The 25,361-nt window shown below is 64.3% G+C and carries 22 protein-coding genes; 12 read left to right on the forward strand and 10 right to left on the reverse strand.

What is annotated here, in order from left to right; genetic code table 11:
- Positions 1 to 14 precede the first annotated feature (14 nt).
- Complete coding sequence (gene tsaE, locus ACF8C6_RS08390) at positions 15 to 431, reverse strand: tRNA (adenosine(37)-N6)-threonylcarbamoyltransferase complex ATPase subunit type 1 TsaE (protein WP_392498909.1); 417 nt, start codon at positions 429 to 431, stop codon at positions 15 to 17.
- A 26-nt stretch (positions 432 to 457) separates the two neighbouring features.
- Positions 458 to 1,957, reverse strand: a complete 1,500-nt coding sequence (locus ACF8C6_RS08395) for an NAD(P)H-hydrate dehydratase (RefSeq protein WP_392498852.1) — start codon at positions 1,955 to 1,957, stop codon at positions 458 to 460.
- A 64-nt stretch (positions 1,958 to 2,021) separates the two neighbouring features.
- Here ACF8C6_RS08395 and queG point away from each other — a divergent pair, with 64 nt between their 5' ends.
- Positions 2,022 to 3,086, forward strand: a complete 1,065-nt coding sequence (gene queG / locus ACF8C6_RS08400) for a tRNA epoxyqueuosine(34) reductase QueG (RefSeq protein ID WP_392498853.1) — start codon at positions 2,022 to 2,024, stop codon at positions 3,084 to 3,086.
- A 33-nt stretch (positions 3,087 to 3,119) separates the two neighbouring features.
- On the opposite strand, the gene orn is transcribed toward queG, so the two are convergent.
- Entirely contained in the window at positions 3,120 to 3,665 is a 546-nt protein-coding gene (gene orn, locus ACF8C6_RS08405) for an oligoribonuclease (protein ID WP_277691047.1), read from the reverse strand.
- Between the two features lie 38 nt (positions 3,666 to 3,703).
- The gene (locus tag ACF8C6_RS08410; protein WP_392498854.1) at positions 3,704 to 4,474 is read right to left on the reverse strand and encodes a class I SAM-dependent methyltransferase; all 771 of its coding nucleotides are present in this window, start codon (positions 4,472 to 4,474) and stop codon (positions 3,704 to 3,706) included.
- Positions 4,475 to 4,558: 84 nt separating this feature from the next.
- Between ACF8C6_RS08410 and rsgA the strand changes: the two genes are divergently transcribed.
- Positions 4,559 to 5,590 carry a small ribosomal subunit biogenesis GTPase RsgA gene (rsgA, locus tag ACF8C6_RS08415; RefSeq protein ID WP_277691050.1) on the forward strand — a complete coding sequence of 344 codons (1,032 nt, stop codon included), beginning with the start codon at positions 4,559 to 4,561 and terminating at the stop codon, positions 5,588 to 5,590.
- Positions 5,591 to 5,621: 31 nt separating this feature from the next.
- On the opposite strand, the gene motB is transcribed toward rsgA, so the two are convergent.
- On the reverse strand, positions 5,622 to 6,647 hold the full coding sequence (gene motB / locus ACF8C6_RS08420; protein WP_392498855.1) for a flagellar motor protein MotB: 1,026 nt from the start codon (positions 6,645 to 6,647) through the stop codon (positions 5,622 to 5,624).
- 13 nt (positions 6,648 to 6,660) lie between these two features.
- On the reverse strand, positions 6,661 to 7,512 hold the full coding sequence (gene motA / locus ACF8C6_RS08425) for a flagellar motor stator protein MotA (RefSeq protein ID WP_392498856.1): 852 nt from the start codon (positions 7,510 to 7,512) through the stop codon (positions 6,661 to 6,663).
- A 120-nt stretch (positions 7,513 to 7,632) separates the two neighbouring features.
- Between motA and ACF8C6_RS08430 the strand changes: the two genes are divergently transcribed.
- The 5 genes from ACF8C6_RS08430 (at position 7,633) to ACF8C6_RS08450 (ending at position 15,032) form a co-directional block, all read left to right on the forward strand.
- Positions 7,633 to 9,156 carry an HDOD domain-containing protein gene (locus tag ACF8C6_RS08430; protein ID WP_392498857.1) on the forward strand — a complete coding sequence of 508 codons (1,524 nt, stop codon included), beginning with the start codon at positions 7,633 to 7,635 and terminating at the stop codon, positions 9,154 to 9,156.
- Positions 9,157 to 9,237: 81 nt separating this feature from the next.
- Positions 9,238 to 10,053 (forward strand): rhodanese-like domain-containing protein, encoded by an 816-nt coding sequence (locus ACF8C6_RS08435; RefSeq protein ID WP_392498858.1) that lies wholly within the window; start codon positions 9,238 to 9,240, stop codon positions 10,051 to 10,053.
- 15 nt (positions 10,054 to 10,068) lie between these two features.
- Complete coding sequence (asd, locus tag ACF8C6_RS08440) at positions 10,069 to 10,932, forward strand: archaetidylserine decarboxylase (protein ID WP_392498860.1); 864 nt, start codon at positions 10,069 to 10,071, stop codon at positions 10,930 to 10,932.
- A 147-nt stretch (positions 10,933 to 11,079) separates the two neighbouring features.
- The gene (locus ACF8C6_RS08445; RefSeq protein ID WP_392498910.1) at positions 11,080 to 12,897 is read left to right on the forward strand and encodes a molecular chaperone; all 1,818 of its coding nucleotides are present in this window, start codon (positions 11,080 to 11,082) and stop codon (positions 12,895 to 12,897) included.
- Positions 12,898 to 12,962: 65 nt separating this feature from the next.
- Positions 12,963 to 15,032, forward strand: a complete 2,070-nt coding sequence (locus tag ACF8C6_RS08450) for an EAL domain-containing protein (protein WP_392498861.1) — start codon at positions 12,963 to 12,965, stop codon at positions 15,030 to 15,032.
- A gap of 39 nt (positions 15,033 to 15,071) precedes the next feature.
- Here the strand turns inward: ACF8C6_RS08450 and serB are convergent, their stop codons facing one another.
- Positions 15,072 to 16,286 (reverse strand): phosphoserine phosphatase SerB, encoded by a 1,215-nt coding sequence (gene serB / locus ACF8C6_RS08455; RefSeq protein ID WP_392498862.1) that lies wholly within the window; start codon positions 16,284 to 16,286, stop codon positions 15,072 to 15,074.
- A gap of 156 nt (positions 16,287 to 16,442) precedes the next feature.
- Between serB and ACF8C6_RS08460 the strand changes: the two genes are divergently transcribed.
- On the forward strand, positions 16,443 to 18,011 hold the full coding sequence (locus tag ACF8C6_RS08460) for a histidine kinase (RefSeq protein ID WP_392498863.1): 1,569 nt from the start codon (positions 16,443 to 16,445) through the stop codon (positions 18,009 to 18,011).
- A 331-nt stretch (positions 18,012 to 18,342) separates the two neighbouring features.
- Here ACF8C6_RS08460 and waaA read toward each other — a convergent pair whose 3' ends face one another.
- Both waaA and ACF8C6_RS08470 read right to left on the reverse strand, forming a co-directional pair.
- The gene (gene waaA, locus ACF8C6_RS08465; RefSeq protein ID WP_392498864.1) at positions 18,343 to 19,617 is read right to left on the reverse strand and encodes a lipid IV(A) 3-deoxy-D-manno-octulosonic acid transferase; all 1,275 of its coding nucleotides are present in this window, start codon (positions 19,615 to 19,617) and stop codon (positions 18,343 to 18,345) included.
- A 14-nt stretch (positions 19,618 to 19,631) separates the two neighbouring features.
- The gene (locus tag ACF8C6_RS08470; protein ID WP_392498865.1) at positions 19,632 to 20,516 is read right to left on the reverse strand and encodes a LysR family transcriptional regulator; all 885 of its coding nucleotides are present in this window, start codon (positions 20,514 to 20,516) and stop codon (positions 19,632 to 19,634) included.
- Between the two features lie 83 nt (positions 20,517 to 20,599).
- Between ACF8C6_RS08470 and ACF8C6_RS08475 the strand changes: the two genes are divergently transcribed.
- The 4 genes from ACF8C6_RS08475 to ACF8C6_RS08490 all read left to right on the forward strand — a co-directional run bounded on the left by ACF8C6_RS08475 (position 20,600) and on the right by ACF8C6_RS08490 (position 23,927).
- Complete coding sequence (locus ACF8C6_RS08475; RefSeq protein ID WP_277691063.1) at positions 20,600 to 20,932, forward strand: multidrug efflux SMR transporter; 333 nt, start codon at positions 20,600 to 20,602, stop codon at positions 20,930 to 20,932.
- Between the two features lie 61 nt (positions 20,933 to 20,993).
- A complete protein-coding gene (locus tag ACF8C6_RS08480; RefSeq protein WP_392498866.1) occupies positions 20,994 to 22,169 on the forward strand; it encodes an FAD-dependent oxidoreductase in 1,176 nt (391 codons plus the stop codon).
- Positions 22,166 to 22,966 carry an aldo/keto reductase gene (locus tag ACF8C6_RS08485; protein ID WP_392498867.1) on the forward strand — a complete coding sequence of 267 codons (801 nt, stop codon included), beginning with the start codon at positions 22,166 to 22,168 and terminating at the stop codon, positions 22,964 to 22,966. The genes ACF8C6_RS08480 and ACF8C6_RS08485 overlap by 4 nt, the downstream gene beginning before the upstream one ends.
- Positions 22,967 to 23,021: 55 nt before the next feature.
- Positions 23,022 to 23,927: a metal ABC transporter ATPase gene (locus ACF8C6_RS08490; protein ID WP_392498868.1), complete on the forward strand. Its 906-nt coding sequence runs from the start codon at positions 23,022 to 23,024 to the stop codon at positions 23,925 to 23,927.
- 2 nt (positions 23,928 to 23,929) lie between these two features.
- Here the strand turns inward: ACF8C6_RS08490 and hldE are convergent, their stop codons facing one another.
- Positions 23,930 to 25,351: a bifunctional D-glycero-beta-D-manno-heptose-7-phosphate kinase/D-glycero-beta-D-manno-heptose 1-phosphate adenylyltransferase HldE gene (gene hldE / locus ACF8C6_RS08495; RefSeq protein ID WP_392498869.1), complete on the reverse strand. Its 1,422-nt coding sequence runs from the start codon at positions 25,349 to 25,351 to the stop codon at positions 23,930 to 23,932.
- Between the last annotated feature and the right edge of the window lie 10 nt (positions 25,352 to 25,361).

Genomic DNA, 25,361 nt, shown 5'->3' on the forward strand with positions numbered 1-25,361 from the left:
TTGTATGCAAACTCTTATAAGGCAGTACACCACGCCTCGGCCCGTGCGCTGTGTGGCTGCAGGTGCAGCGACCGGCCGACTCCTTGCGGGCTAATGGTAATGTCCATGTCTGCCTTTGGCAAAACGCCGGCGCCGCGCTGCGGCCACTCGATCAGGCACAGGGCATCGCCTTCGAAATAGTCGCGGATACCGAGAAACTCCAGCTCCTCGGGGTCGACCAGTCGATACAGGTCGAAGTGATAGGCGCGCAACTCGCCCAGCTCGTAGGGTTCAACCAGGGTAAAGGTCGGGCTCTTCACCGCGCCCTGATGGCCCAGGCCACGCAGCAGGCCGCGTGACAGCGTGGTCTTGCCGGCGCCCAGGTCGCCATGCAGATAGATGATGCCGCGACCGCCGGTCGCCTGAGCCAGGCGCGCGCCCAGCGCAAGCATGGCGTCTTCGCCTTCGGCATAGAGAGTCACTGCAGGCACGGGGCATGCTCCTGTAACAACTGACGGATGGTAGGAATCAAATCGCTGGCCGCCAGCCCACGGCCCAGCTCGCCGAGCTGCTGCCCGGCACTGGCGTGCAGCCAGACGCCCAGGCAAGCAGCTTCGAAAGCCTCCAGCCCCTGACCACGCAGCGCACCGATCAAACCGGCCAGCACGTCTCCCAGGCCGGCTGTAGCCATGGCCGGATGTCCTTTATCGCACAGGCGCAAACGCCCATCGGCCGAAGCGACCAGGCTGCCGGCGCCCTTGAGCACCACCGAAGCCTGGTACTTTTGCGCCAGCGCCAGGGCCGCGGCAGGGCGATCGGCCTGTACCTCTGCTGTACTGCGGCCGAGCAGGCGCGCGGCTTCGCCCGGGTGCGGAGTCAGCACGCAATCCGCAGGCAGCTCGATCTGGCCCGCAGCCAGCAAATTGAGGGCATCGGCATCCCAGACCTGCGCACAGGCGCAGGCTGCCGCCACACTGAGCAAACTGAGCCCCCAGGGCTGCAGCCCCAGGCCAGGACCGACCACCAGCACATCGGCGCGCTGGCACAGCGTCGGCAACTGATAGGTGGACTCGCTGGCCACGCACATTACTTCCGGCAGGCGCGCCAAGCTGGCGGCCACATGCTCCGGGCGGGTAGCCAGCGAAACCAGCCCAGCCCCTGCGCGCAACGCGCTTTCAGCCGCCAGCAGCGCAGCGCCACCGAAGCCACGGTCGCCGCCGATCACCAGCACATGACCAAAGCTGCCCTTGTGTGCGCTGCGCGCTCGCGGCGCCAGACGCGGCAAGGCCGAATCCGCAAGGCGCAGGGCGCTGAACGCCTGCTGCGCGACGATGGTCGGGTCGGCCTGCAAATCATCGAACACCAGCTCGCCGACCCAGTCCGCAGCAGCGCCGGTGAACAGACCAATCTTCAGACCGATGAAACTGACGGTGAGATCGGCGCGCACCGCCAAATCAGCCACATGACCGGTATTGGCACAGAGCCCGGAAGGGATATCCACAGCCAGCACCGGCAACCCGGAGGCATTGATCGCCTCAACGGCAGCCGCATAGGCCGGGCGCAGTTCGCCCTGAAAGCCCGTGCCCAGCAGGGCATCGACCAGCACGCCACGCAACTCGGCGCCGTCATGCCAGACCTCAATCCTCACGCCCGCAGCCAACGCCGCAGCACAAGCAGTAGCCGCATCCCCCCGCAGCTGATCCGGCGCGCCCAGCGCCAGCACGCTGACGGCCCACCCGGCCTTGCGCGCCAGCTCGGCCACCAGATAGCCGTCGCCGGCGTTATTGCCGGAACCGGCCAGCACGGTAATCTCGCCCGCCTGCGGCCAGCGCCGGCGCAAGGCACGCCAAGTGGCATGGGCGGCGCGCTGCATCAGCTCGAAGCCCGGCGTGCCGGCGGCGATCAGCCGCGCATCCAGCTCACGCACCTGAGCGGCGCTGTAAAAAGGAAGAGGAAGAAGAGTGTCATCGGCAGGCATTTTCGGCGCTTCTGGGCGAGGTCTGGCAGAATTATACCCATCTCCCTTGCCCTGCCGCCCCGTCATGTCCAGCTCCCCACCCGATCTCGCGCATCTCGCCCAAGCCATCAAGGACTGGGGCCGCGAGCTGGGCTTTCAGCAGGTCGGCATCACCGACGTCGAACTGGGCGAGCATGAGCAGCACCTGCAGCGCTGGCTGGACGCCGGCTACCAGGGCGAGATGGACTACATGGCCGCCCACGGCAGCAAGCGCTCGCACCCCGACGAACTGGTGCCCGGCACCCTGCGCGTGGTCTCGCTGCGCATGGACTACCTGCCTGGCGATACCCAGATGGCCGAACGCCTGGCCCAGCCCGAGCAAGCCTACGTGTCGCGCTACGCCCTGGGGCGCGACTACCACAAGCTAATCCGCAAGCGCCTGCAACAACTGGCTGAGCGCATCCAGGCCGCCATCGGCCCGTTCGGCTATCGCGCCTTCGTCGACAGTGCCCCGGTGCTGGAGAAGGCCATCGCCGAAAAAGCCGGCCTGGGCTGGATCGGCAAGAACACCCTGGTACTCAACCGCAAGGCCGGCAGCTGGTTCTTCCTCGGCGAGCTGTTCGTCGACCTGCCGCTGCCGGTCGACGCCCCCCACGGCAGCGAGCATTGCGGGCGCTGCAGCGCCTGCCTGGACATCTGCCCGACCCAGGCCTTTGTCGGCCCACATATGCTGGATGCGCGGCGCTGTATTTCCTACCTGACCATCGAGCTCAAAGGCGCGATCCCCGTCGAGCTGCGCAGCCTGATCGGCAACCGCGTGTTCGGCTGCGACGACTGCCAGATCGTCTGCCCGTGGAACCGCTTCGCCCGCCCCACCGAGCAGGGGGACTTCCAGCCGCGCCACGGCCTGGACAATAGCAGCCTGGCCGAGCTGTTCCTGTGGACGGAAGAGGAGTTTCTCAGCCGCACCGAAGGCTCGCCGCTACGCCGCACAGGCTATGAAAACTGGCTGCGCAACCTGGCCGTGGGTCTGGGCAACGCGCCTTCAACCATTCCCGTGCTGCAGGCGCTGCAGGCACGCCGCGAGCACCCTTCGCCCCTGGTGCGCGAACATGTCGAATGGGCCTTGCAGCGCCACGCCCAAACATGAAAAAGCCCGCAGCAGCGGGCTTTTTCACGAGACTCAGACTTTGAGAAAGTGCTCACGATAGTGCTTGAGTTCGGCAATGGACTCACGGATATCGTCCAGCGCCTGATGGGTGCCCTGCTTCTGGAACGAGTCCTTGACCTGTGGCGCCCACATGCCCGCGAGAATCTTCAGGGTAGAGACGTCCAGGTAGCGGTAGTGGAAATAGGCTTCCAGGGCCGGCATGTATTTGTAGAGGAAGCGCCGATCCTGACCAATGCTGTTGCCACAGATCGGCGACTTGCCGATTGGCACCCACTGCTGCAGGAAGGCAATGGTCTGCGCCTCGGCCTCGGCGGTATCGATTTTGCTCTCGCGCACCCGCTGGGTCAGGCCGCTGTCGCCGTGGGTGCGGGTGTTCCACTCGTCCATAGCGGCCAGCTTGGCATCGCTCTGGTGCACGGCGATCACCGGGCCTTCGGCGAGGATATTCAGATCAGGGTCGGTGACGATGGTGGCGATCTCGATGATCACGTCCTGCTCCGGCTCAAGACCGGTCATTTCCAGGTCGATCCAGATCAGGTTGTTGGCGCTCTGCGGCATAACGGTTACTCCTGTGCGAATGGCAGCAGTTTAGCCGTTCACAGACGCCACAGCAGCAGACGCGAGTCGCGCCAGTCGTTCAGCTCGACGACTTCCTGCGCCGGTACGCCCGGCACCTCGAAGCTGTTGCTGATCAGCAGACTGCCGGGGCGCATCTCGCGCCGCGCCTTGGCCCACAGCTCGGCCATGGGGGCCGGCGACAGGAAACAGTAGACCGCGTCGTAAGCAGCCAGATCCTCGCGCCACAGGCTGCGGTAATGAACCCGGCAATTGCGATAGGGCAGGCAGCGCAACCAGGCCAGGGCAAACACCAGGGGCGCAGTCTCTACCCCGACCAGTCGCGCCGCCGGATAGTCGCGTGCCAGTTGCACCAGCGTGCCGGCCAGGCCGCAGCCCAGGTCGACAAAAGCAAAGCCCTCGGGCAGGCGGGACAAGCGCTGACTGAGCAACTGCCGCGTACGAGCCCCACTGAGATACAGCGGCACCCGCTCGCGAAAGCTGTTCCAGTTGAGCAACAGCAACAGCAAAAAAGCCACCAGAAACCACCAGCCCGGCCACTGACGCGCCTGTAGAGCCAGCAACGCCGGCAAAAAAAACAGGTTGAGCAACAGCCACCAGCGCCGCAATCCGAGCCACTGACCCAACATTGCCGCCAGCAGCCCCTGTGCCAGCGCCGCCTGCATCAGACTGGGTCGCCAGGCGCCCAGCTGCGCCAGCGCCCACAGCAACAGGGCCATGGATAACAGCGCCAGGAGTTGGGCCAGCAAGGCCAGCAGTGCCGGATAACGGCTGCGTAGAGATTCGAACATGCCGTCGTTTTACCAGCAGGCAAGCGCCAGGGCCATATGGCGCCCGTGCTAAACTCGCCGCCGTTTTCTCCCTGCGGAATCATCATGGCCAAACGCCAACTCACCCGTCGCCAAAGCTGGCGCATCGACAAGGTTCAGGAAGAGCGCGCCGCCCGTGCCGCCAAGCGCGAGTCACGCATGCTCGAAGAGCTGGAAGGCGGCGACCTCGGCCCGGAGCAGACCGGCCTGGTCATCGCCCACTTCGGCGTACAGGTCGAGGTCGAAGCCCTGGAAGGCGAGCTGAGCGGCCAGGTGCAACGCTGCCATCTGCGCGCCAACCTGCCGGCGCTGGTCACCGGAGACCGCGTGGTGTGGCGCCCCGGCCATCAGGGCAACGGCGTGATTGTCGCCCAACTGCCGAGAACCTCCGAGCTGTGCCGTCCGGACATGCGTGGCCAACTCAAGCCGGTGGCCGGCAACGTCGACTTGATCGTGATTGTCTTCGCCCCCCTACCGCACGCCCACGCCAATCTGATCGACCGCTACCTGGTCGCCGCCGAACATGCTGGCATCCGCCCACTGCTGCTGCTCAACAAGGCCGACCTGATCGACGACGAAAACGCCGCACACCTCAACGGCCTGCTCACCACCTACCGTCAACTAGGTTACGAACTGCTGGAAGTCTCGGCGCGCGAAGGTGGCGGCATGGAAGAGCTGAAGGTTCGCCTGGACGGCCACGTCAGCGTCTTCGTTGGCCAGTCAGGTGTCGGCAAGTCCTCGCTGGTCAACAGCCTGCTGCCGGGCGTGGACACCCGCGTCGGCGCACTCTCGGAAGTCACCGGCAAGGGTACGCACACAACCACTACGGCGCGCCTGTTCCACTTCCCGGGCGGCGGCGAGTTGATCGACTCCCCCGGTATCCGCGAATTTGGTCTGGCCCACGTCAGCCGTGACGACGTGGAAGCCGGCTTCATCGAATTCCGCGACCTGCTCGGCACCTGTCGCTTCCGCGACTGCAAGCACGACCGTGAGCCAGGCTGCGCCCTGCTTAAAGCCCTGGAGGACGGGCGTATCCAGCCGCAGCGCATGGCCAGCTACCGCCATATCCTCAGTGGTATCAGCCAAGACGAGTACTGATTAAAAAGCCGCGATCATCGCGGCTTTTTACTTACTCCTGAGGTTCGTCGAACTGCAGGGCACCCTCTTCGAAGATGTTCAATCGCTGTCGCAACTCAGGCGCCTGCACGGGTGCACCAGGCGCGGCAGGCGGAGCTGACGAGGCTTCAGTGGGCACCTCAGGCTGCACAGCGCCTCCATCTTGCTCGCCCTCAATGTCGCGTTGGGCCCTCTTGGTGAGCACGATGATGTCGATGCGACGATTCACCGGATTGAACGGGTCATTGCGGTCAAACAACGCTGATGAGGCATAGCCAACGACCCGCGCCACGTTATCGTCCGGATAGCCTCCCGCCACCAGAGTGCGCCGCGCGGCGTTGGCACGGTTGGCCGACAATTCCCAGTTGCCAAACTCGCCGGTGCCGGCAAAAGGCTTGGCATCGGTATGGCCACTGACGCTGATCTTGTTCGGTACTTCCCTGATGGTTTCGGCGAGGATCAACAGGATGTCCTCGAAATAGGGCTGCAACCGCGCACTGCCGATGTCGAACATGGGCCGGTTCTCGGCATCCATGATCTGGATGCGCAGGCCGTCCTGGGTGATCTCGAAGAGGATCTGATCCTTGAACTTCTGTAACTGCGGGTTCTCATCGACCTTGGTCTGCAATTCCTGCAGCAGGAGCTCCAGGCGCTCACGCTCGATCTGCTCGGCCAGGCTTTCGGCCTGCTCCTTATTGACCGAAGCCTCCTGATCAGACTCGGCGTCGACCGCTGACTCGGCAGCGTCCGGGGCATCCTTCATCTCGGGATTGAGGGTTCGATCCGGCGCCGGTGTTGGCGTGCCTCCTAGATCGATGACGTAGGGGCTGGCGCTCTCGGTGAAGCCGATCGGGTCCTGAAAGTAGCCGGAAATCGCCTTCTTCTGCTCCGGCGTGGCCGAGGACATCAGCCACATCACCAGGAAGAAGGCCATCATAGCGGTGGCGAAGTCGGCGAAAGCGATCTTCCAGGCACCACCATGGTGGCCGCCGGCAACCTTCTTGACCCGCTTGACCAGTATCGGCTGATTGTTCTCCATGGCTCAGCCTTGATCAGTTGCCGCGCATGGCCTGCTCGAGCTCGCTGAAGCTCGGGCGGTGCGCAGGCAGAAGCACCTTGCGACCAAACTCCACGGCCAGGGTCGGCGGCATGCCGGAGGCAGAGGCAACCAGCGTGGCCTTGATCGCTTCGTAAAGATTCAGCTCCTCCTTGGCATCGTGCTCCAGGGCACCGGCCAGCGGAGCGAAGAAGCCGTAGGAGGCGAGAATGCCGAGGAAGGTGCCGACCAGCGCGGTACCGACCTTCTCACCGATCTGAGCGTTGCTCGCGCTGGCGAGGATCGACATGGTGATCACGATACCCAATACCGCAGCGACGATACCCATGGCCGGCATGCCGTCGGCGACCTTGGCGACGGCGTGGGCCGGGTGCTCCAGCTCTTCCTTCAGGCTGGCGATTTCCATGTCGAAGAGGTTTTCCAGCTCGTGCGGCGCCATGTTGCCACTGGACATGATGCGCAGGTAATCACAGATGAACTCTGTCATCCGCGCATCCTTGAGGATCCCCGGATACTTGCTGAAGATCGGACTGGCATTGGGATCCTCGACATCCGCCTCGATGGCCATCATGCCTTCGCGACGGCTTTTGTTGAGGATCTCGTAGAGCAGTTTCAGCACTTCCAGATAGAACGCATGGGTAAAACGACTGCTGAACATCGCCAGCGACTTCTTGAACACGGTCATGAAGGCGCTAGAGGGGTTGGCCTGCAGGAAAGCACCTAATGCAGCGCCGCCGATGATCAGCACTTCGAAGGGATGCACCAGCGCCATGAACTTGCCGCCGGACAGAATGAAACCGCCGATTACGCAGCCGAAAACAACCAGGATGCCGATGATCTTGACCATGAGAAAAATATGCTTGCTGAGTCAGTCGAAAGGGTTATGCAAAACAACCCTTCTATTTATCGGAAGTATTGCGCCAGACTATAGGCAGTAAAGGCGAAAAGCCAGTTTGGCTCAACCTGCATGCCCATGACTCAAGCCTCTCCGCGCAGTCTCGACAGCTGGATCAAGCAGCTCGATGCCGTGCGCCTGCCCATCGCCCGCCAGCATCATGAAATGGCGCGCCGCACCCTGCTCGATGGGCGCAAGTCGCTGCGCGAAATCGCCGACAGCATGCAGGCCAGCCCGGCTATTGCCCTGACCATTTTGCGCGAAGCCAACCGCAACGCTGGCAGTTTTGGTGAACCGGCAGAAAGCCTGGAGATGGCCCTCAATCGCCTGGGCCTGAAACGCGCGGAAACGCTGCTTGAACAGATGCCAGTGCAGGAAGAAGCCGAGATCCCACTGGCCTTGCGCCAGCTACAACTGATCAGCCTGCATGCCTCACAGCAGGCCAATGGTCTGTTTGCCGGCCGACTGGCACGCCTGTGGCAGGAAATACACTGGGGCAGCCTGCTGTTTCTGGCACCGCTATGGCCCCTGGTGGCCCACCAGCCGGCACTGTTCGAAGCCTGGGAAAGACGCGTACTTGGCCAAGGCGAGCCCGCTGCCAAAGTCGAGCGCGAACTGCTCGGCACACCCCTGCTACCGCTGTGCCTGGCACTGGCCCGGCACTGGCGACTACCGGAATGGATCTGCCAGGGCTACCGCCTGCTGGTGGAAGACCGTCGCCTGCTGGTCAAGGCGCTGCACATCGCCCATGACAATGAACATCCGCTGCACCAGCAACAGCTGCTCGATGCCGACCCAGCGCTACGGCGCTGGCTGACCCTGCCAGGCAACTGCGTGCTACTGGCCAACGGCCTGGCCCTGTCCAGCCATCATAACTGGAGCTGCCAGCACCACTTGCGCTGGCAGCGCCTGACGGGCCTGTACCTGCAAACCGCGGTAAACGAACTACAGCAACTGATCCACCAGCAGGCCGTGATGAGCGCGCGCCATCACACCGGCAAGGGTCTCTGGCACCCGACCGAAGCCCTGCTCTGGCCCTGGGACAGCTGTCGCCTGAAGGCACTCCAGCCGCCCGCCGCCCCGCCACCCCGCGACACGCTGAGCCAATGGAAACAGCACTGCTCGCGCCTGCTGGCGCAGCCAAGCGCCTTTGCCAACGTGCTGCAGCTGACCGACTGCGCTGCCGAGGCTGTGTACAGCGGCGGTATGCAGCGGGTGTTGATCCTGCTGGCCGACCGCCAACACAGTCGCCTGCACGCTCAGCAAGCCCTGGGCCTGCAGGACGCCGCCAAGCAACTGCGCCTGGACCCAGCACAGAGCCAGGTGCTGCGTAAACTGCTGGCCGAACCTGGGCAACTGCGCCTGAGCCCGGCCAATATGGCGCAGGTTTCCGCCCTGCTGCCCGGCACGCTCAAGGCCCTGTTCAACGGCGAACACCTGCTGCTGCGCTCGATAGCCCATAACGGCCGGGTGGCGATGCTGCTGATCGTCGATCAGGGCGGCGGCGAATTCGGCGCCACTCAGCTGCAGGTATTCGGCAAGACCGTGCAGTGCATCGAGCGTGCCCTCAGTACGTTCGCTCGACGTAGCAGTTGAACCCGCCGTAACGTTTTCCGCCGCCCGGCGCCGTCAGCATTCGCTACAATCCGCCCTTCCCCTCACGCCACGGAGCCTTTTATGTCCGCCTTCTCCGGCCTGCCGCTAGTGATCGAGCCCGTCGACCTGGCCACTCGCCTGCAGGCTCCCGAGCTGATTTTGCTCGACCTGAGCGGTGCTGCGCGCTACGCCGAGGGGCATATTCCCGGCGCGCACTGGGTCGACAGCAAGCGCACGCAGCTGGGCCTGCCGCCGGCACCCGGATTGCTGCCGGAGCGCGCTCAACTGGAAGCGCTATTCGGCGAACTGGGCCATCGAGCGAATGCCGTCTATGTGGTGTACGACGACGAAGGGGGCGGCTGGGCGGGGCGTTTCATCTGGCTGCTCGACGTGATCGGCCACAGCCACTATCACTTCCTCAACGGTGGCCTGCAGGCCTGGATGAGCGAAGGCCGCGAGCTGAGCCAGGCCGTACCGCCAAGCACATCCAGCCAGATCAGCCTGACGCTGCACGATGAACCTACCGCCAGCCGCGACTATCTGCAGAGCCGCCTGGGCGCGACCGACCTGGCCATCTGGGATGCTCGCAGCCCAGCCGAGTTCAGCGGCGAGAAGCTACTGGCCGCACGCGGCGGCCATGTGCCGGGCGCGGTCAACTTCGAGTGGACTGCCGGCATGGACACCCAGCACGGGCTGCGCATCCGCAGCGACATGGCCGAGGTATTGGAAAACCTCGGCATCACCAAGGACAAGGAAGTGATCACCCATTGCCAGACCCATCGCCGCTCCGGCTTCACCTATGTGGTGGCCAAGGCGCTGGGCTATCCGCGGGTCAGGGCCTATGCCGGCTCCTGGTCCGAATGGGGCAACCTGCCCGATACCCCGATCGAACACTGATTTCAAGGAAATGCGATGAAAGAGCGCCTGTTTATCCTCAGCCAGTACCTGCTGCCGCACCACCTGCTGTCACGCCTGATCGGTTTCGCCGCCGAGTGCCGCGCCAGCTGGTTCAAGGACCGCCTGATTGGCTGGTTCGCCAAGCAGTATCAGGTCAACATGGCCGAGGCCGAGGTCGAGAACCTGGCCGCCTACGAGCACTTCAACGCCTTCTTCACCCGCGCCCTGAAGGAAGGCGCGCGCCCGCTGGACGAGACGCCCGGCGCCATTCTCTGCCCGGCCGACGGCGCCGTCAGCCAGCTCGGCCCCATCGAGCAGGGCCGCTGCTTCCAGGCCAAGGGGCACAGCTTTAGCGTGCTGGAACTGCTCGGCGGCGACGCCGAACGTGCCAAACCCTTCATGGGCGGCGACTTCGCCACCATCTACCTGTCACCCAAGGACTACCACCGCGTGCACATGCCGCTGGCCGGCACCCTGCGCGAGATGGTCTATGTGCCGGGCCGCCTGTTCTCGGTCAACCAGACTACTGCCGAAAACGTACCCGAGCTGTTCGCCCGCAACGAGCGCGTCGTCTGCCTGTTCGATACCGAGCGCGGGCCGATGGCCGTAGTGCTGGTCGGCGCGATGATCGTTGCCAGCATCGAGACGGTCTGGGCAGGCCTGGTCACGCCACCCAAGCGCGAGCTGAAAACCACCCGTTACGACGCTGCAGCCCGTACCGCCATCGAACTGGCAAAAGGCGGCGAACTGGGTCGCTTCAAGCTCGGCTCCACCGCCATCGTGCTATTCGGCCCGCAACAGGTGCAATGGGCCGAAGACCTTGCCGCTGGCAGCGCCGTGCGCATGGGCCAAGCCCTGGCTGTACCTCGCAATGCCTGAGCTAAATCGCGCGACGGAACATCCGTCGCGCCTTGCCTGTCGAAGACTTACCCAATCTTGCTGGGTTGGTGCTTGCCTATGCTGCTAGAGTTCCTGCAAAGCTCGTCACCAGAAAGAGCTGCCTGACCCTTGGATATCGTCTCCGGTATGGATAAGCAAAGCCCTCACCTGCTACTGCGTGTTTCGACTCCCGACAGACAGGGCCTGTCCTTCTGCGAAGCAACTCCGCGCGAGTTCAAACGCTGGATTGCCGACCTGCCCAAGGCCAATATCGGCGAAACCGCACGCCAGCTTTACCAATGCCTGGTGGAACTGAACCAGCTGGTCACCCCCAGCGAAAACCGCCTGCAACTGCTCGAGCTGCTGCGCCCTGAGGTGTACTTCGTCTGCAGCCACCTGGAACGCCACTTTCTCAACCAGTCCATCGTCCTCGATGAACGCCCACGCAAGGTCGCCAACCTGTGCCAGGCGCTGCAGAACCACCTGGCCATTGGCTACAAGTTGATCGTTACCCGGGTAATGCCGCGTTTCAGCAAGGACAATGCTCCGGTGCTGGCCATGGCCCTGCAGCGCGCCAGCCATAGCCTGTGCGGCCCACTGGTGCGCGCCAGTCAGCTCTACTGCCCGGTCCCGGAGGGCTTGTGGCTGGAACTGCACCAGCTTTACCTGATGGCACGCCGGCATGGGCTGCAGCAACTGCAGATCAGCGATGGCCTGGCCCGTAATGGTCGCAGCCTGAGCATCGAGCAGGTGTACATCGGCGCATTGCTGCTGGGGTGCGCCCGCTGCAACCAGATGCGCCAAAGCAGCATCGCTCGCCTGGCCGAGGGCCTGGAAAGCTGGAGCAGGCTGGCTACCCTGCAGGCGGCCGATACACCCGGCAGCCTGTTTGCCATCAGCCCACAACTGGATGGTCCGCCTCGCTACAAGTCGCTGTTCGGCGAAGCTGAACTGCATAGCCTGCTGGGCCTCGACCCGACCCCGCTGGTCGATGCCATCAAAGAGTTCCTCCTCCTGCCCCCTGAGAGCACGGAAGCCAAGCAGCTGCAGATACCAGAAGGGATGCCGCTGGATCTGCTGCAGCACCTGAGCTCCGCCTGGGGCGACATCGCCGAACGCACCTTCCAACGCAACCCAGGGCGCGGCAGCCTGTTCATCTGCATTGGCATGTCTGCCCTGCATTTCAATCTGGCCGGGCAACGCAGCTTCGCTGAAGTCCTGAAGCGCCCCGAAGAAGAGCGCAGTGCCCGATTCAGTGTGAGCAACACCAGCGAGGCCGCCGGCCCGGACATCTGGGCAGGCGCCTTCGACGCCCAGCGCATCAGCAACTGGGAGCCCGGCATGCCACTGGAGGAGATCCAGTACCGCTCCACCAAACCGGGCGAACAGCACGCAGTCGAAGAAATCGCCGAGAGCTATCCCAGCCATGAGCTACCCATCGTCAACCACAGTCCGGGCGGCTACTGCCTGAGCTGGCCACGGGAAGTCCCGGGTCAACTGCAGGCCGGAGAGCTGCTGGGCATCCAGGACATGCCCGGGCAATCCTGGAGCGTGGCCGTGGTGCGCTGGATCCGCCAGGTGCGTGGTGGCGGCACGCAGATGGGCATTGAACTGATCGCCCCGCACGCACAGCCCTGCGGCGTACAACTGGTGCGCAAGAGTGAGCAGAACAGTCAGTACCTGCGCGCTCTGCTGCTACCGGAAATTCGCGTGGTATCGCGCCCTGCCACACTGATCACGCCACGCTTGCCCTTCCAGGAGAGCCACAAGGTGCTGATCAACCACAACGGCGAGGAAACCCGCGCCGTGCTCAGTCGCAAACAGAGCTCCACCGGTAGCTTCAGCCAGTTCGAATACCGTCCGCTAACCCAGACGGAACAGCCCGGAGGGACTTCTGTCACAGCCGTGAAAGAGCCCGGCAAGGCTGGGGACGAAGACTTTGACTCCCTCTGGAAGTCGCTGTAGATTGCCGAAATAGACGATTTGTCGCCTTTTTCGCCCGCTCTTCGGCGCACTCCAAGCAAACTCTCATGGCCATCGAAAAAAAAACCATACGGCTGCTGATACTTGAAGATTCGCAGAACGAGGCCGAGCGCCTGGTTAGCTTGTTCCGTAACGCCGGCCGCGCCACCCGTGTTCATCGCATCACTTCCAGCGACAACCTTAACGAAGCCTTACAGCAAAGCTGGGATCTGTTGATCAGCGCCCCGAGCAGCGAGCAGATCGCCCCCAGCGAAGCCATCGGCATCATCCGCCGTCAGGCCAAGGACATTCCCGTCATCCAGCTCACGGATGGCAATGACTCCGACCTCATCACCGAAGCGCTGATGCTCGGCGCTCAGGATGCGCTGCCCCAGGGCGAAGATGAACGCCTGATTCTGGTGGCCAATCGTGAACTGGCCAACCTTGAACAGCGTCGCGCACGCCGCGCGGCCGAGGTGGCCCTGCGCGAAGCGGAAAAGCGCTGCCAGCTACTGCTGAACAGCTCGGTGGACGCCATCACCTACGTCCACGACGGCATGCATATCTATGCCAACCGTGCCTACCTCAAGCTGTTCGACTACGAGGATGCCGACGAGCTGGAAGGCATGCCGATGATCGACCTGATCGCTTCGGCTGATCAGAGCCGTTTCAAAGACTTCCTGAAGAACTATGCCAATGCAGAAGGTGACGCGGAACTGAGCTGTGGCGGAGTCAAACCGAATGGCCAGCAGTTCCAGGCACGCATGAGCTTCTCGCCTGCCACCTATGACGGCGAACCCTGCATCCAGGTGGTCATCCGCGCCGAAAACGACAATGCCGAGCTGGAAGAAAAACTGCGCGAGATCAGCAGCCAGGACCTGGTCACCGGACTGTTCAACCGCTCGCACTTCCTTGAACTGATGGATGGCGCCGCACAACGCGCGATCAACCACAACCAGATAGCCAGCCTCGCCTACATCCGCGTCGACCGCTTCAGCGAGTCCGTTGGCGAGGTAGGTGTAGCAGGCATCGATATTCTTCTGACCGATCTGGCCAACCTGCTGCGCAGCCACTTTGGCAGCGACGTTCAGCTCGCGCGCTTCAGTGACGACGTCTTTACCGCTCTGATCAGCGGTAGCGCACCGGAGCAATGCCAGGAACAGCTGTCCAGCCTGCTGAAAAAGGTCGAGGGACATCTGTTCGATGTCAGCGGCCGCACCGTGCAGACCACACTGTCGATCGGAGTCGCCGGCCTGAGCGAGCAGACCAGCAAGGCGCAGGAAGTAATCGAGAGAGCCCACCGCTGCGCCGACGAAATCAGCGACGGCAATGCCATCAAGACCTACAACCCAGCCGACGAACTGGCTGCCGCCGCCAACCGCGGCAATCTGGTCGCCATGGTGCAGCAGGCACTGGAGAACAACAGCTTCCGCCTGTTGTTCCAGCCCATCATCAGCCTGCGCGGCGATAGCGACGAACATTACGAGGTGCTGCTGCGCCTACTCAGCCCTCAAGGCACTGAAGTGCCACCGACGGACTTCCTCGCCGCCGCACGCGATGCCGGCCTGGCCGAGAAGATCGACCGCTGGGTAATCCTCAACTCGATAAAGTTGCTGGCCGAACACCGCAGCAAGGGCCACAACACTCGCCTGTTCGTACACCTGTCGAGCAGCAGCGTGCAGGATCAGACCCTGCTGCCCTGGCTCAGCGTAGCGCTCAAGGCTGCCCGCCTGCCTTCTGACGCACTGGTGCTCCAACTCAGCGAGCAGGACGCCGTGGCCTACCTCAAGCAAGCCAAAGCGCTCACCCAGGGGCTGGCGGAGTTGCACTGCAAGGTGGCGCTCGGCCAGTTCGGCTGCGCACTCAACCCGTTCAACACCCTCAAGCACCTGAACATCGACTTCGTGAAGGTCGACGGCTCGTTCTCCCAGGACCTGTCCAGCGCCGAGAACCAGGAGGCTCTGAAGACGCTGCTGGCCAGCCTGCACGCCCAGGCCAAGCTAACCATCGTCCCCTTCGTCGAAACCGCCAGCGTGCTGGCGACCCTTTGGCAGGCCGGGGTCAACTACATACAAGGGCACTACCTGCAGGGCCCGAGCCAGTCGATGGACTACGACTTCTCCGCCGGCGACGAATAAGCCGCAAGAAAAAGCCCCGCATCTGCGGGGCTTTTACCATCACTCCAGACCGTCTCGGTCGCGGAAACCCAACAGATAAAGAATGCCATCCAGACCCAGGGTGGATATCGCCTGCTTGGCCGATTGCTTGACCAGCGGTTTGGCGCGGAAGGCCACACCGAGGCCGGCCAGACCGAGCATCGGCAGGTCGTTGGCGCCATCGCCCACGGCAATGGTCTGCTCCAGGCGCAAGCCTTCCTGTTCGGCTAGCTGACGCAGCAGGTCAGCCTTGCGCTGGGCGTCGACGATGGGCTCCAATGCACGCCCCGTGACTTTGCCGTCGACGATTTCCAGCTCGTTGGCAAACACGTAGTCGATGCCCAGCTTGGCCTGCAACTGTTTGGCGAAGTAGGTAAAGCCGCCTGACAGAATGGCGGTCTTGTAACCCAGACGCTTGAGCTCGGCGAACAGCACTTCGGCGCCTTCGGTCAGACGCAGCGAGGCACCTATTTCCTCCAGCACGCCCTCGGAAAGCCCCTGCAGCAGGGCCAGACGCTCCTTGAAGCTGGCGCGAAAATCCAGCTCGCCACGCATGGCCCGCTCGGTGATCTCGCTGACCTGTTCGCCAACACCGGCCGCCTTGGCCAGCTCATCGATCACCTCGGCCTCGATCAGGGTCGAGTCCATGTCGAACACCGCAAGACGGCGGTTACGACGGAACACCGAGTCACGCTGGAAAGCGATATCGACATTCAGTTCCTGGGCCACGCTGAGGAACTCGGCACGCAGGGCATCCACATCGGCCGGCTCGCCGCGCACCGAGAACTCGATGCAACCCTTGCCCTGATCCGCCGGCATGTCCAGGCCCATGCGCCCGGAAAGACGATCGATATGATCAATATTCAGCCCGTACTGGGCGGTGATGGCGCTAACTCGCTGCAACTGCTCGGCGCTTACCTTGCGGGTCAACAGGGTGACGATGTAACGGCTCTTGCCCTGTCCGCTGACCCACTGCTGGTAATCGGCCTCGGACACCGGTGTGAAACGCACCTGCTGATCCAGCTTGTAAGCCGTGAACAGCACTTCCTTGAGCACGGACGAGCCCCGCTCGGTATGCGGAATCTCGACCAGAATGCCGAAGGACAGGGTGTCGTGGATCACCGCCTGACCGATGTCGAGAATATTCACCCCACCCTGAGCCAGGGCCCCGGTGATGGCCGCGGTCAGGCCCGGGCGATCTTCTCCGGTGATGTTGATCAGGACGATTTCGCGCAAGGCGTTCACTCCCATGCAGGCAAGGGGGCAGACGCCCCATGAAAAGGCGCACATTCTAACCGGATTCGCCCCGCCCATGGCACGGGCGGCGCTTTGCCGCCCTGTATGCGCTGGGTATACTGCGCGGCAATTCCCGTCGAGAAGAGCCGCGCTCCCGTGAACCGGCCCGCCCAAGTCAAGCCTGACAATTTCTTCCTCCTGCTGTTCAACGCTCTGCGCCAGCGCCGTGTCCCGCTGGCGTTGCGCATTGCCAGCCACAGTCTCCTGCTGGTCGCCCTGGCGCTGGTGATCTATGCCTGGGTCATGGGTATGCAGTTCAAGCAGGCCATGCAGCAGCAGGCCGACGCCCTGGGCCAAAGCCTGATTGTGCAGACGGCCGCCTCGGCCACCGAGCTGCTGGTGTCCAACGACATCCTCAGCCTCAACGTCTTGCTCAGCAATCTGGCGAAGAATCCGCTGGTGGCCCATGCAGCTATCTACAGCGTGGACAACCGCATCCTCGCCGAAGCCGGCGCGCGCCCGGCACAGAGCCTGCTGGGCGAGGATGACGGGCTGTATTCGACCGTCATCAACTTCCAGGAAGTGATGGCCGGGCAGCTGAGCATCAGCCTGGACATGCAGCAATTCCAGCAGCCGATGACCATCAGCCTGCAGAGCATGGGGCTGCTCAGCCTGATCCTGCTAGCCCTGACCCTGTCGCTCAGCCTACGTTTGGGCCGGCATATCTCCACGCCACTCATGCAGCTGCGCCTGTGGCTGCGCGACCCCGACGATCCTGCGCCGGGCGCAGGCCGCCAGGACGAGATCGGTGACCTGGCCCGCCAGCTGCAAGCCAGACTGGTGCCTGAGAAGCCTGAGCCGGAAGTGCAGTTCGAGGAAGAACAGGATCACTTCGACCCCGAACCAGGCTTCCACGAAGAGGAAGACGCGGAACCGGGCTTCGCCATGCCTGACCTGCACGCGGCAGACGAGGCGAACTTCAACGAGGCTCACCAATACCGCAAGCCCAGCACGCAGCCCGAGGCGGATGACCCCTTTGCCGACCTGCGCGACCTGCGCGACCTGCAGGAGTTGCAAGATCAGCACGCCGCGGCACCTACGCCAGCGCTTCCCGAGCCGGAAACAGAGCCTGAGCTGGAGCCGGAGCCCGAACAGCCGATCAGCAACGCCGTGTTGGCCGTACAACTGGGCGCCCAGGAACAACTGCGCCACCTGCCCCGTGCACGCCTGATGGAGTTGCTGCAGCATTATCGCGACTGCCTGGAAAAGGCCGCGGCGCTGTATCAGGGCAAACTGTTCACCCTGAGCGACGGCAGCAGCCTGATCCTGTTCAGCAGCGCCAACAGCGACGAAGACTACCTGACCCATGCCCTGTGCTGCGGTGAGCTGTTGCGGGCGCTCGGCCATGCCCTGCAGATCGAGGTGGCGGACAGCGGCATCACCTTGCAACTGCAACTGGGCCTGACCCGCAGCGATGAGGAGATCGTCCCCAGCCAGGCCGAACTGCTGCTCAGCGAAGCCGCCCAGGCCGCCCTGGCCCTGGCCCAGCACAGCCGCAACCTGCTGCTGGTGCAACGCAGCGTGGCCGACGATCCGCTGCTGCGCCAGCGGGCGCGCATCCGCGCCATCGCCAGTCCGGAAGGCGCCAGCTGTGTCGAGCGCCTGCTGGAGCCCTACCCTTCGCTGCTGGAGCGGCAACTGGCGCGCATGCACGAACACTCGTGACCACGCCGATCAGCCAGGCGCTGCCCGGATCATCTCTCGGCGTGGCGCCTGGCTCAGTATCAACCCGTTGCCGGCCGGCCTGACTTTCGGCCGGGTGCCATTGCTCCAGCCTTCACCCTCGCCATGCCCTGTGCCAACGCTCAGGCCCGGGTGGTTTCAGCCGCTCTCGGGTATTGGCATCGTTCACGCCTCTGGGTTGCCGCCTACACGGCTGAGCACCGCTCACAGTCCTTCTCTGCAGCGAACAGACCACGACATCCCACCCTTTGCGGGATGTCGCCACCGAGGGCAGGCTGGGTCTGGTGCCATACCTGGGGCTGGCCGGCACCTGCTAACGCACCGGCAACAGCCGCTCTAGCCCCGACAGCAAGCGCGCCAGCGCGCCCTGATTGGCCTGCAGTACGCTCAGTCCGGCCGCGGCCATGCGCGCCGCGACCTGCGGCTCGGCAAATAGCTGGCGCAACGCCGTAGACAACTGCTCGGCATCCGCCACCTCCAGCAGATCCCCCGCCTCGCGCAGCTGATTGGCGATTTCCAGAAAATTGAACAGGTGCGGCCCACTCAGCAGCGGCTTGCCCAGTGCCGCCGGCTCCAACAGGTTGTGCCCACCATTGGCCACCAGGCTGCCGCCGACGAACGCCAGGTCGGCCAGGGCGTAAAGGAACAGCAACTCACCCAGGGTATCGCCCAGCAACACCTGAGTACCGAAAGCAACCGGCTCGTCTATTGAACGGCGCACCGTGACAAAGCCATCACGCCGGCACAGCTCATAAACATCGGCGAAACGCTCCGGGTGACGCGGCACCAGGATCAGCAAGGCATCGGCATGCTCAAGCAGCAACTGGCGGTGGGCCGCCAGAATCACTTCGTCCTCGCCAGCGTGGGTACTGGCCGCGATCCACATCGGCCGCTGCGCCGCGCCCCACTTGGCACGCAACTCGGCAGCACGGACGGGAAGCTGCGGATCGACGCTGAGATCGAACTTGATCGAGCCGGTCACTGCGATGCATTCATTACGCGCCCCCAATTGACGGAAACGCTCGGCCTCAGCCTGGGTCTGCACGGCGATCAGGCTCAGCTCGGCCAGCATCGGCGCCGTCAGCTTGGCGAAACGTGCATAGCCCCGCGCCGAGCGCTCGGACAGCCGCGCGTTGGCCAGCACCACGGGCACCCCGCGGCGATGACAGGCATGGATATGGTTGGGCCACAGCTCGGTTTCCATTACCACCGCCAGACACGGCTGCAGACGCGCCTGAAAGCGCGCGCACGCCCAAGGTAGATCGTAAGGCAGATAGCAATGCTGGATGCGCGAACCGAACAGCGCCTGAATACGCTCCGAGCCGGTCGGGGTCATACAGGTGACGGTGATCGGCAGTTCGGGGTGACGGGCCAGCAGCTCGCGTATCAGCGGTGCCGCGGCGATGCTCTCGCCCAGCGACACGGCATGAATCCAGATACCACCCCGACGCAGGGGCGGCAGGCCGAAGGCGAAGCGCTCGCCAATGCGCCGCCCATAGGCCGGTGCGCGCCAGACGCGCCACAGCAGGCGCAGAAAAATGAACGGCAGGGCCAGGTGCAAAATCAGGCTATAGAGGGTTCTGTTCATGGGCGCGCAGCTTATCAGTCCATCACCTGTAGGTGTTCGGCAAAGGCCTTGGCCAACCACAACGCCGCCGGCCCCAGTGCCTCGTCACGTCGGCAAACCAGTTCCACCACCAACGGCGGCGGCGTCCAGTCGCAACTGAGCTCGACCAGATGCCCCTGGTAAGTCGGGTACTGCACCACATGACGCGGCAACCAGGCCCACCCCAGATTACGCATCAACAGCTCAGCCATGGCGTAAAAGCTGTCGGCCCGCCATACCGACGGGCTGATCTGCTCGCCACCGGGGTAGTGGCTGTCCTGCGGCGCCATCAGCAGCTGCCGATGACGCGCCAATTCGCGCCGCTGCAGCGGGCCGGCAACGGCCAGCGGATGCCCGGCACCACACACGGTGACCATCTCGATGGTGCCCAGGCGCTGGCGCTCCAGTTCGGCGGGCATCTGCTCATGGTGAAACAACAGGCCCAGGTCGGCGCGACGCTCCAGCAGTTTGCGCGCCACATCTCCCTGGGCACCACTGGCCAACTGCACTTCCAGCAGCGGAAACGCCTGAGCCAGGGCCTCCAGGCTATCGAGCACAGGCTGATAGGGCATCGCTTCGTCCTGGGCCAGGCGCAGGCACTCTTCCTCACCACGCACCAGGCCCTGGGCCCGCGCCTCCAGGCGCTCGCCCTGGCGCAGCAGCTCACGCGCCTCCTCCAGCAATGCACTGCCGGCACGGGTCAGGCGCGGCTGACGTCCGCTGCTGCGCTCGAACAGCACGACCCCGAGGTCGGCCTCCAGCAGGGCGATGGCACTGCTCACCGCTGACTGAGCTCGGCGCATGTCTCGTGCCACCGCCGAAAAGGACTGCCCTTCGGCCACGCCGACAAACAGACGGATTTGCTCAAGGTTCCACTGCATACCTATCTCCATAATAGATAGGTAATGACTTTATCCCATCACCCCGAAATCTAGAATGGTGCCGTTCAGCCAGGAGTCATGACATGCACGGCTATTTCTATCTCGCCATCGCCATCACCGCCGAGGTGATCGCCACCACCTCGATGAAAGCCCTGGACGGCTTCAACAAACCGCTGCCACTGTTGCTGGTAGTGCTGGGCTATGGACTGTCGTTCTGGATGCTCAGTCTCGTGGTCAAGACCATCCCGGTCGGCGTCGCCTATGCCGTGTGGGCGGGCCTGGGCATCGTCCTGGTGAGCATTGCCGCCACCGTGCTGTACCAGCAGCGCCTTGACCTGCCCGCCATGCTCGGCATGGCCCTGATCGTCGCCGGCGTGGTGGTGATCCAGCTGTTCTCGCAGAGCGTCGGCCACTGATCGACCGACCCAGGGCAGGCGCGCGTTATACTGCGCGCCTGTTCAGATGCGAGCCTTATTCATGTCCCAAGCCCTCAGCACCGATGTCCTGATCGTCGGCGGCGGTATCGCCGGCCTCTGGCTCAACGCCCGCCTGCGCAAGCTGGGCTACTCCACCGTCCTGGTGGAGAACGCCAGCCTCGGCGGCGGGCAGAGCGTGAAGTCTCAGGGCATCATCCACGGCGGCGCCAAGTACGCCCTGCATGGCGCCCTGACCGGCGCCTCCGAGGCCATCGCCGACATGCCGCGACGCTGGCGCGAGGCACTGAGCGGCAGCGGCGAGCTGGATCTGCGCGGCGTGCGCCTGCTGTCCGAGGCTCACTACCTGTGGTCACCCGGCAGCCTGGCCGGCAACCTCACCAGCTTCTTCGCCAGCAAGGCAGTGCGTGGCCGCGTCGACCAGGTCAAGGGCGAGCAGTTGCCCCCCGCCCTGCAACACCCCAAGTTCAAGGGCAAGGTCTACCGCCTGGCTGAACTGGTGCTCGACGTGCCCAGCCTGATCACACGCCTGGCCGAACTGGCCGAGGACAGCCTGCTGCACGGCCACGCAATCAGCGCGCTACGCGAGAACGATCAACTGACCGGCCTGGTGGTCGACGGCCGGGAAATCCGCGCCCAGCGCATCGTGCTCGGTGCCGGTGCCGGCAACGCCGCCCTGCTCGCCACACTGGACGTACAGCAGCCACAACAGCAGCTGCGTCCGCTACACATGGTGCTGGTCAAGGGGCCGGGCCTGAAGCCGCTGTATGCGCACTGTCTGGGCGGTGGGCCCAAGCCGCGCATCACCGTCACCAGCCACCCTGCCGCCGATGGTCAGTGGGTCTGGTACCTGGGTGGCGACATTGCCGAAGCCGACGGCGTGGCCCGCGACGAAGGCGCACAGATTCGCGCCGCACAACAGGAGCTGGGCCAACTGCTGCCATGGATCGATCTTGCCACCGCACGCTGGGCCTGCCTGCGGGTCGACCGCGCCGAACCGGCACAATCCGGCCTGGTGCGCCCCGACAACGCCTTCCTCGCCGAGCAGGGCCGGCTGCTGGTGGGCTGGCCAACCAAGCTGGCGCTGTCCCCGGACTTCAGCGACCGGGTCATCGCCGCCCTGCAGCGCGACGGTATCCAGCCAGCTCAGCACTCGGCACTGCCCGAACTGCCGCGCCCCCCTCTGGCGCAGCCGGTCTGGGAGGAACTGCTGCCATGAGCCTGCACGACCTGCACCGCCCGCTGGGCTGCAGCGGCCTGATCGTCTCGCCGCTGGGGCTGGGTACCGTCAAGCTGGGCCGCGACCAGGGCGTGAAATACCCCAACGGCTTCACCATCCCCGACGATGCCGCCGCCCGCGCCCTGCTCGACCAGGCCCGCGCGCTCGGCATCAACCTGATCGACACCGCACCGGCCTATGGCGTCAGCGAGCAGCGCCTGGGCCCGCTGCTGCGCGGACAGCGCCAGGACTGGGTGATTGTCAGCAAGGTCGGCGAGGAGTTCGACAACGGCCAATCCAGCTTCGACTTTTCCCCGGCACATGCGCGTCTATCTTTGGAGCGCAGCCTCAAGCGCCTGGAAACCGATCATATCGACCTGCTGCTGGTGCACTCGGACGGCAACGACGTCGCCATCCTGCGTGACAGCGGGCTCTACGAAACCCTGGCGGAGTTCAAACGCGAAGGCAAAATCCGCGCCTTCGGCCTCTCTGGCAAGACGGTCGAAGGCGGCCTGCTAGCGCTTGAGCAAGGCGACTGCGCGATGGTCACCTACAACCTCGCCGAGCAGGGCGAGAAGCCAGTGCTCGACTACGCGGCCGCCCACGGCAAGGGCATCCTGATCAAGAAGGCCCTGGCCAGCGGCCATGCCGTACTGCGCGAAGGGCAGGACCCGATCCAGGCCAGCTTCGAGTTGTTGTTCAGCCACCCCGGCGTCAGCAGCGCCATCGTCGGCACCATCAACCCGCAACATCTTGCGGCAAACGTCGCGGCCGCCGCCGCCGCGATACGCGGCTAAACTGCAAGGCTCCGACCCGCCGCCTGTACCGGGCGGCCCCGATCGAGGAGCCGATATGTCGAGACTGCTGGCGCGCAAGGATCCTACGGCGTTCAAGACCCTGCCACTCTACGTGGAGGCTGATCGCGAACGCCTGCACTACCGCAGCCTGGGCCTGCCGCTGAATTTCAGCCAGATGCTCGAACGCCGCCGCGGTATCGCGATCAGCAACCCGCAGCACTTCGCCGTGGAGCTGGCCAACCTGGGCGTCTCGGTGCGGCTGACCCTCAACTGGCAGGGCCGCGACTACTGGCTGGTGGTGCGCCAACGCCGCCCCGACCGTGGCGATGTAGTGCTCAAACTGATCTCCGGCTATGTACCGGCCCACGAACTCAATCTGCCGCTGCTCACCGCCATTCAGGAGGTAGCCGAGGAGTGCCTGATCGAGAGCGAAGGCAGCTGGTTGACTGGCCGCTTTGCCGACACCTGGCTGCCGGCACCGTACCAGAACGCCCTGCGCTACCGGGAGAGCAGTCACTTTCGCCTCAGCCCGCTATCAGGCGCAGCCCGCCCGGTACATTGCGGCAACCTGACCCTGCTGGAGCGACCCAGGGCCTACGTGCACCTGCCCACAGCCTCTCTGCAACTGGTCTACGACCTGCGTCTGGAGCTGCCTGAAGATTGCCGCCAACCCAGCCTGTTCCATGTCGACGAGCGCCTGGAAGAACAGCAACTGGTAGCCCGCCTGGAGCGCCGCCGTCCGGATCTCTACCTGCTGCCGCTCAGCAGTGGCTTGCCCAGTGGCGAGCTGCTGCACCTGCAACAGGGCGAACTGCGCACGGCCAGCACACGCGGACTGTGGTTGTCGGAAAGTTTCGCCGCTCAGGAAGGCTGGCTGGTGCGTGATGAGCGCATCCGCTGGAAGGACTGGCTGGCCGGACTGGAACGTCCGACCAGCAAACCGGGGCGGCGCACCGGCTGACGCTATTTGCTGCGAATTTTCTCGACGATGGCGGTAGTCGAGCTGTTTTCCACCAGCCCCAGTACCCGCACTTCGCCTCCGTAGGCTCGAACGATGTCGGCACCGACCACCTGGTCGATGCCGTAATCGCCGCCCTTGACCAGCACATCCGGCTGGATGGCACGCAGCAGGTTCTCCGGGGTGTCCTCGCTGAAGCTCACCACCCAATCCACCGCGCCCAGACCGGCCAGCACCGCCATGCGTCGGTCCACCGAATTGATCGGCCGGCCCGGGCCTTTGAGGCGCGACACCGAGCCGTCATCGTTGACCGCCAGCACCAGGCGGTCGCCCTGGGCGCGAGCCTGCTCCAGATAGGTCACATGGCCGGCGTGCAGAATGTCGAAGCAGCCATTGGTGAAGACGATCTTCTCGCCATGAGCACGGGCATCGTCGATGGCCACCAGCAGTTGCTCCAGGCCCAGCACGCCACGTTCGGAACCCTGCTCGCGCTGCACCGCACGGCGTAGCTCAGGCGCGCTGATGGCGGCGGTGCCCAGCTTGCCGACGACGATACCGGCCGCCAGGTTGGCCAGGGCCACCGCCTGCGGCAGTTCCTCACCCGCAGCGATGGAGGCCGCCAGGGTGGAAATCACCGTGTCGCCGGCACCGGTCACATCGAACACTTCTCTGGCCCGGGCCGGCAGGTGCAGCGGTGCGTGGTCCGGGCGCAGCAGGGTCATGCCATGCTCGCCGCGGGTGACCAGCAGCGCACCCAGTTCCAGCTCGCGCATCAGCTTGGCGCCCTTGGCCACCAACTCGGCCTCGTCGTCGCAATGCCCGACGATGGTCTCGAACTCGTTGAGATTTGGGGTGATCAGGCTGGCGCCACGGTAGATGGAGAAGTCCTTGCCCTTGGGGTCGGCCAGCACCGGAATCCCCTTGGCCCGCGCCAGTTGCACCAGCGCCTGATGGTTCTGCAGCGCGCCCTTGCCATAGTCGGACAGCACCAGCACCTTGACGCCATCGAGCAGCCGCTCGACATCCACAGCCAAGGCGGCAGCGTCAGTGTTGAAAGGTTCTTCGAAGTCCATGCGCAGCAGTTGCTGGTGACGGCTCATCACCCGCAGCTTGACGATGGTCGGCTGAGTATCGATACGCTGAAAATGGGCGCTGACACCCGCCGCAGCCAGGCTGTCGGTGAGGCTATCGGCAGCTTCGTCCTCGCCGGTCACACCCACCAGCAGCGCCGGAGCACCGAGGGCAGCAATGTTCAGCGCAACGTTGGCCGCACCACCGGGACGATCCTCGATCTGCTCGACCTTGACCACCGGCACCGGCGCCTCGGGGGAAATCCGCGACGTGCCGCCATGCCAGTAGCGGTCGAGCATGACGTCGCCCACCACCAGAACGGGGGCTTGATCGTAACGGGGCATGGAAAGCTTCATTGCGGCTCCG

The organism is Pseudomonas sp. zbq_18, from assembly GCF_043102245.1.
Lineage (GTDB): Bacteria > Pseudomonadota > Gammaproteobacteria > Pseudomonadales > Pseudomonadaceae > Aquipseudomonas.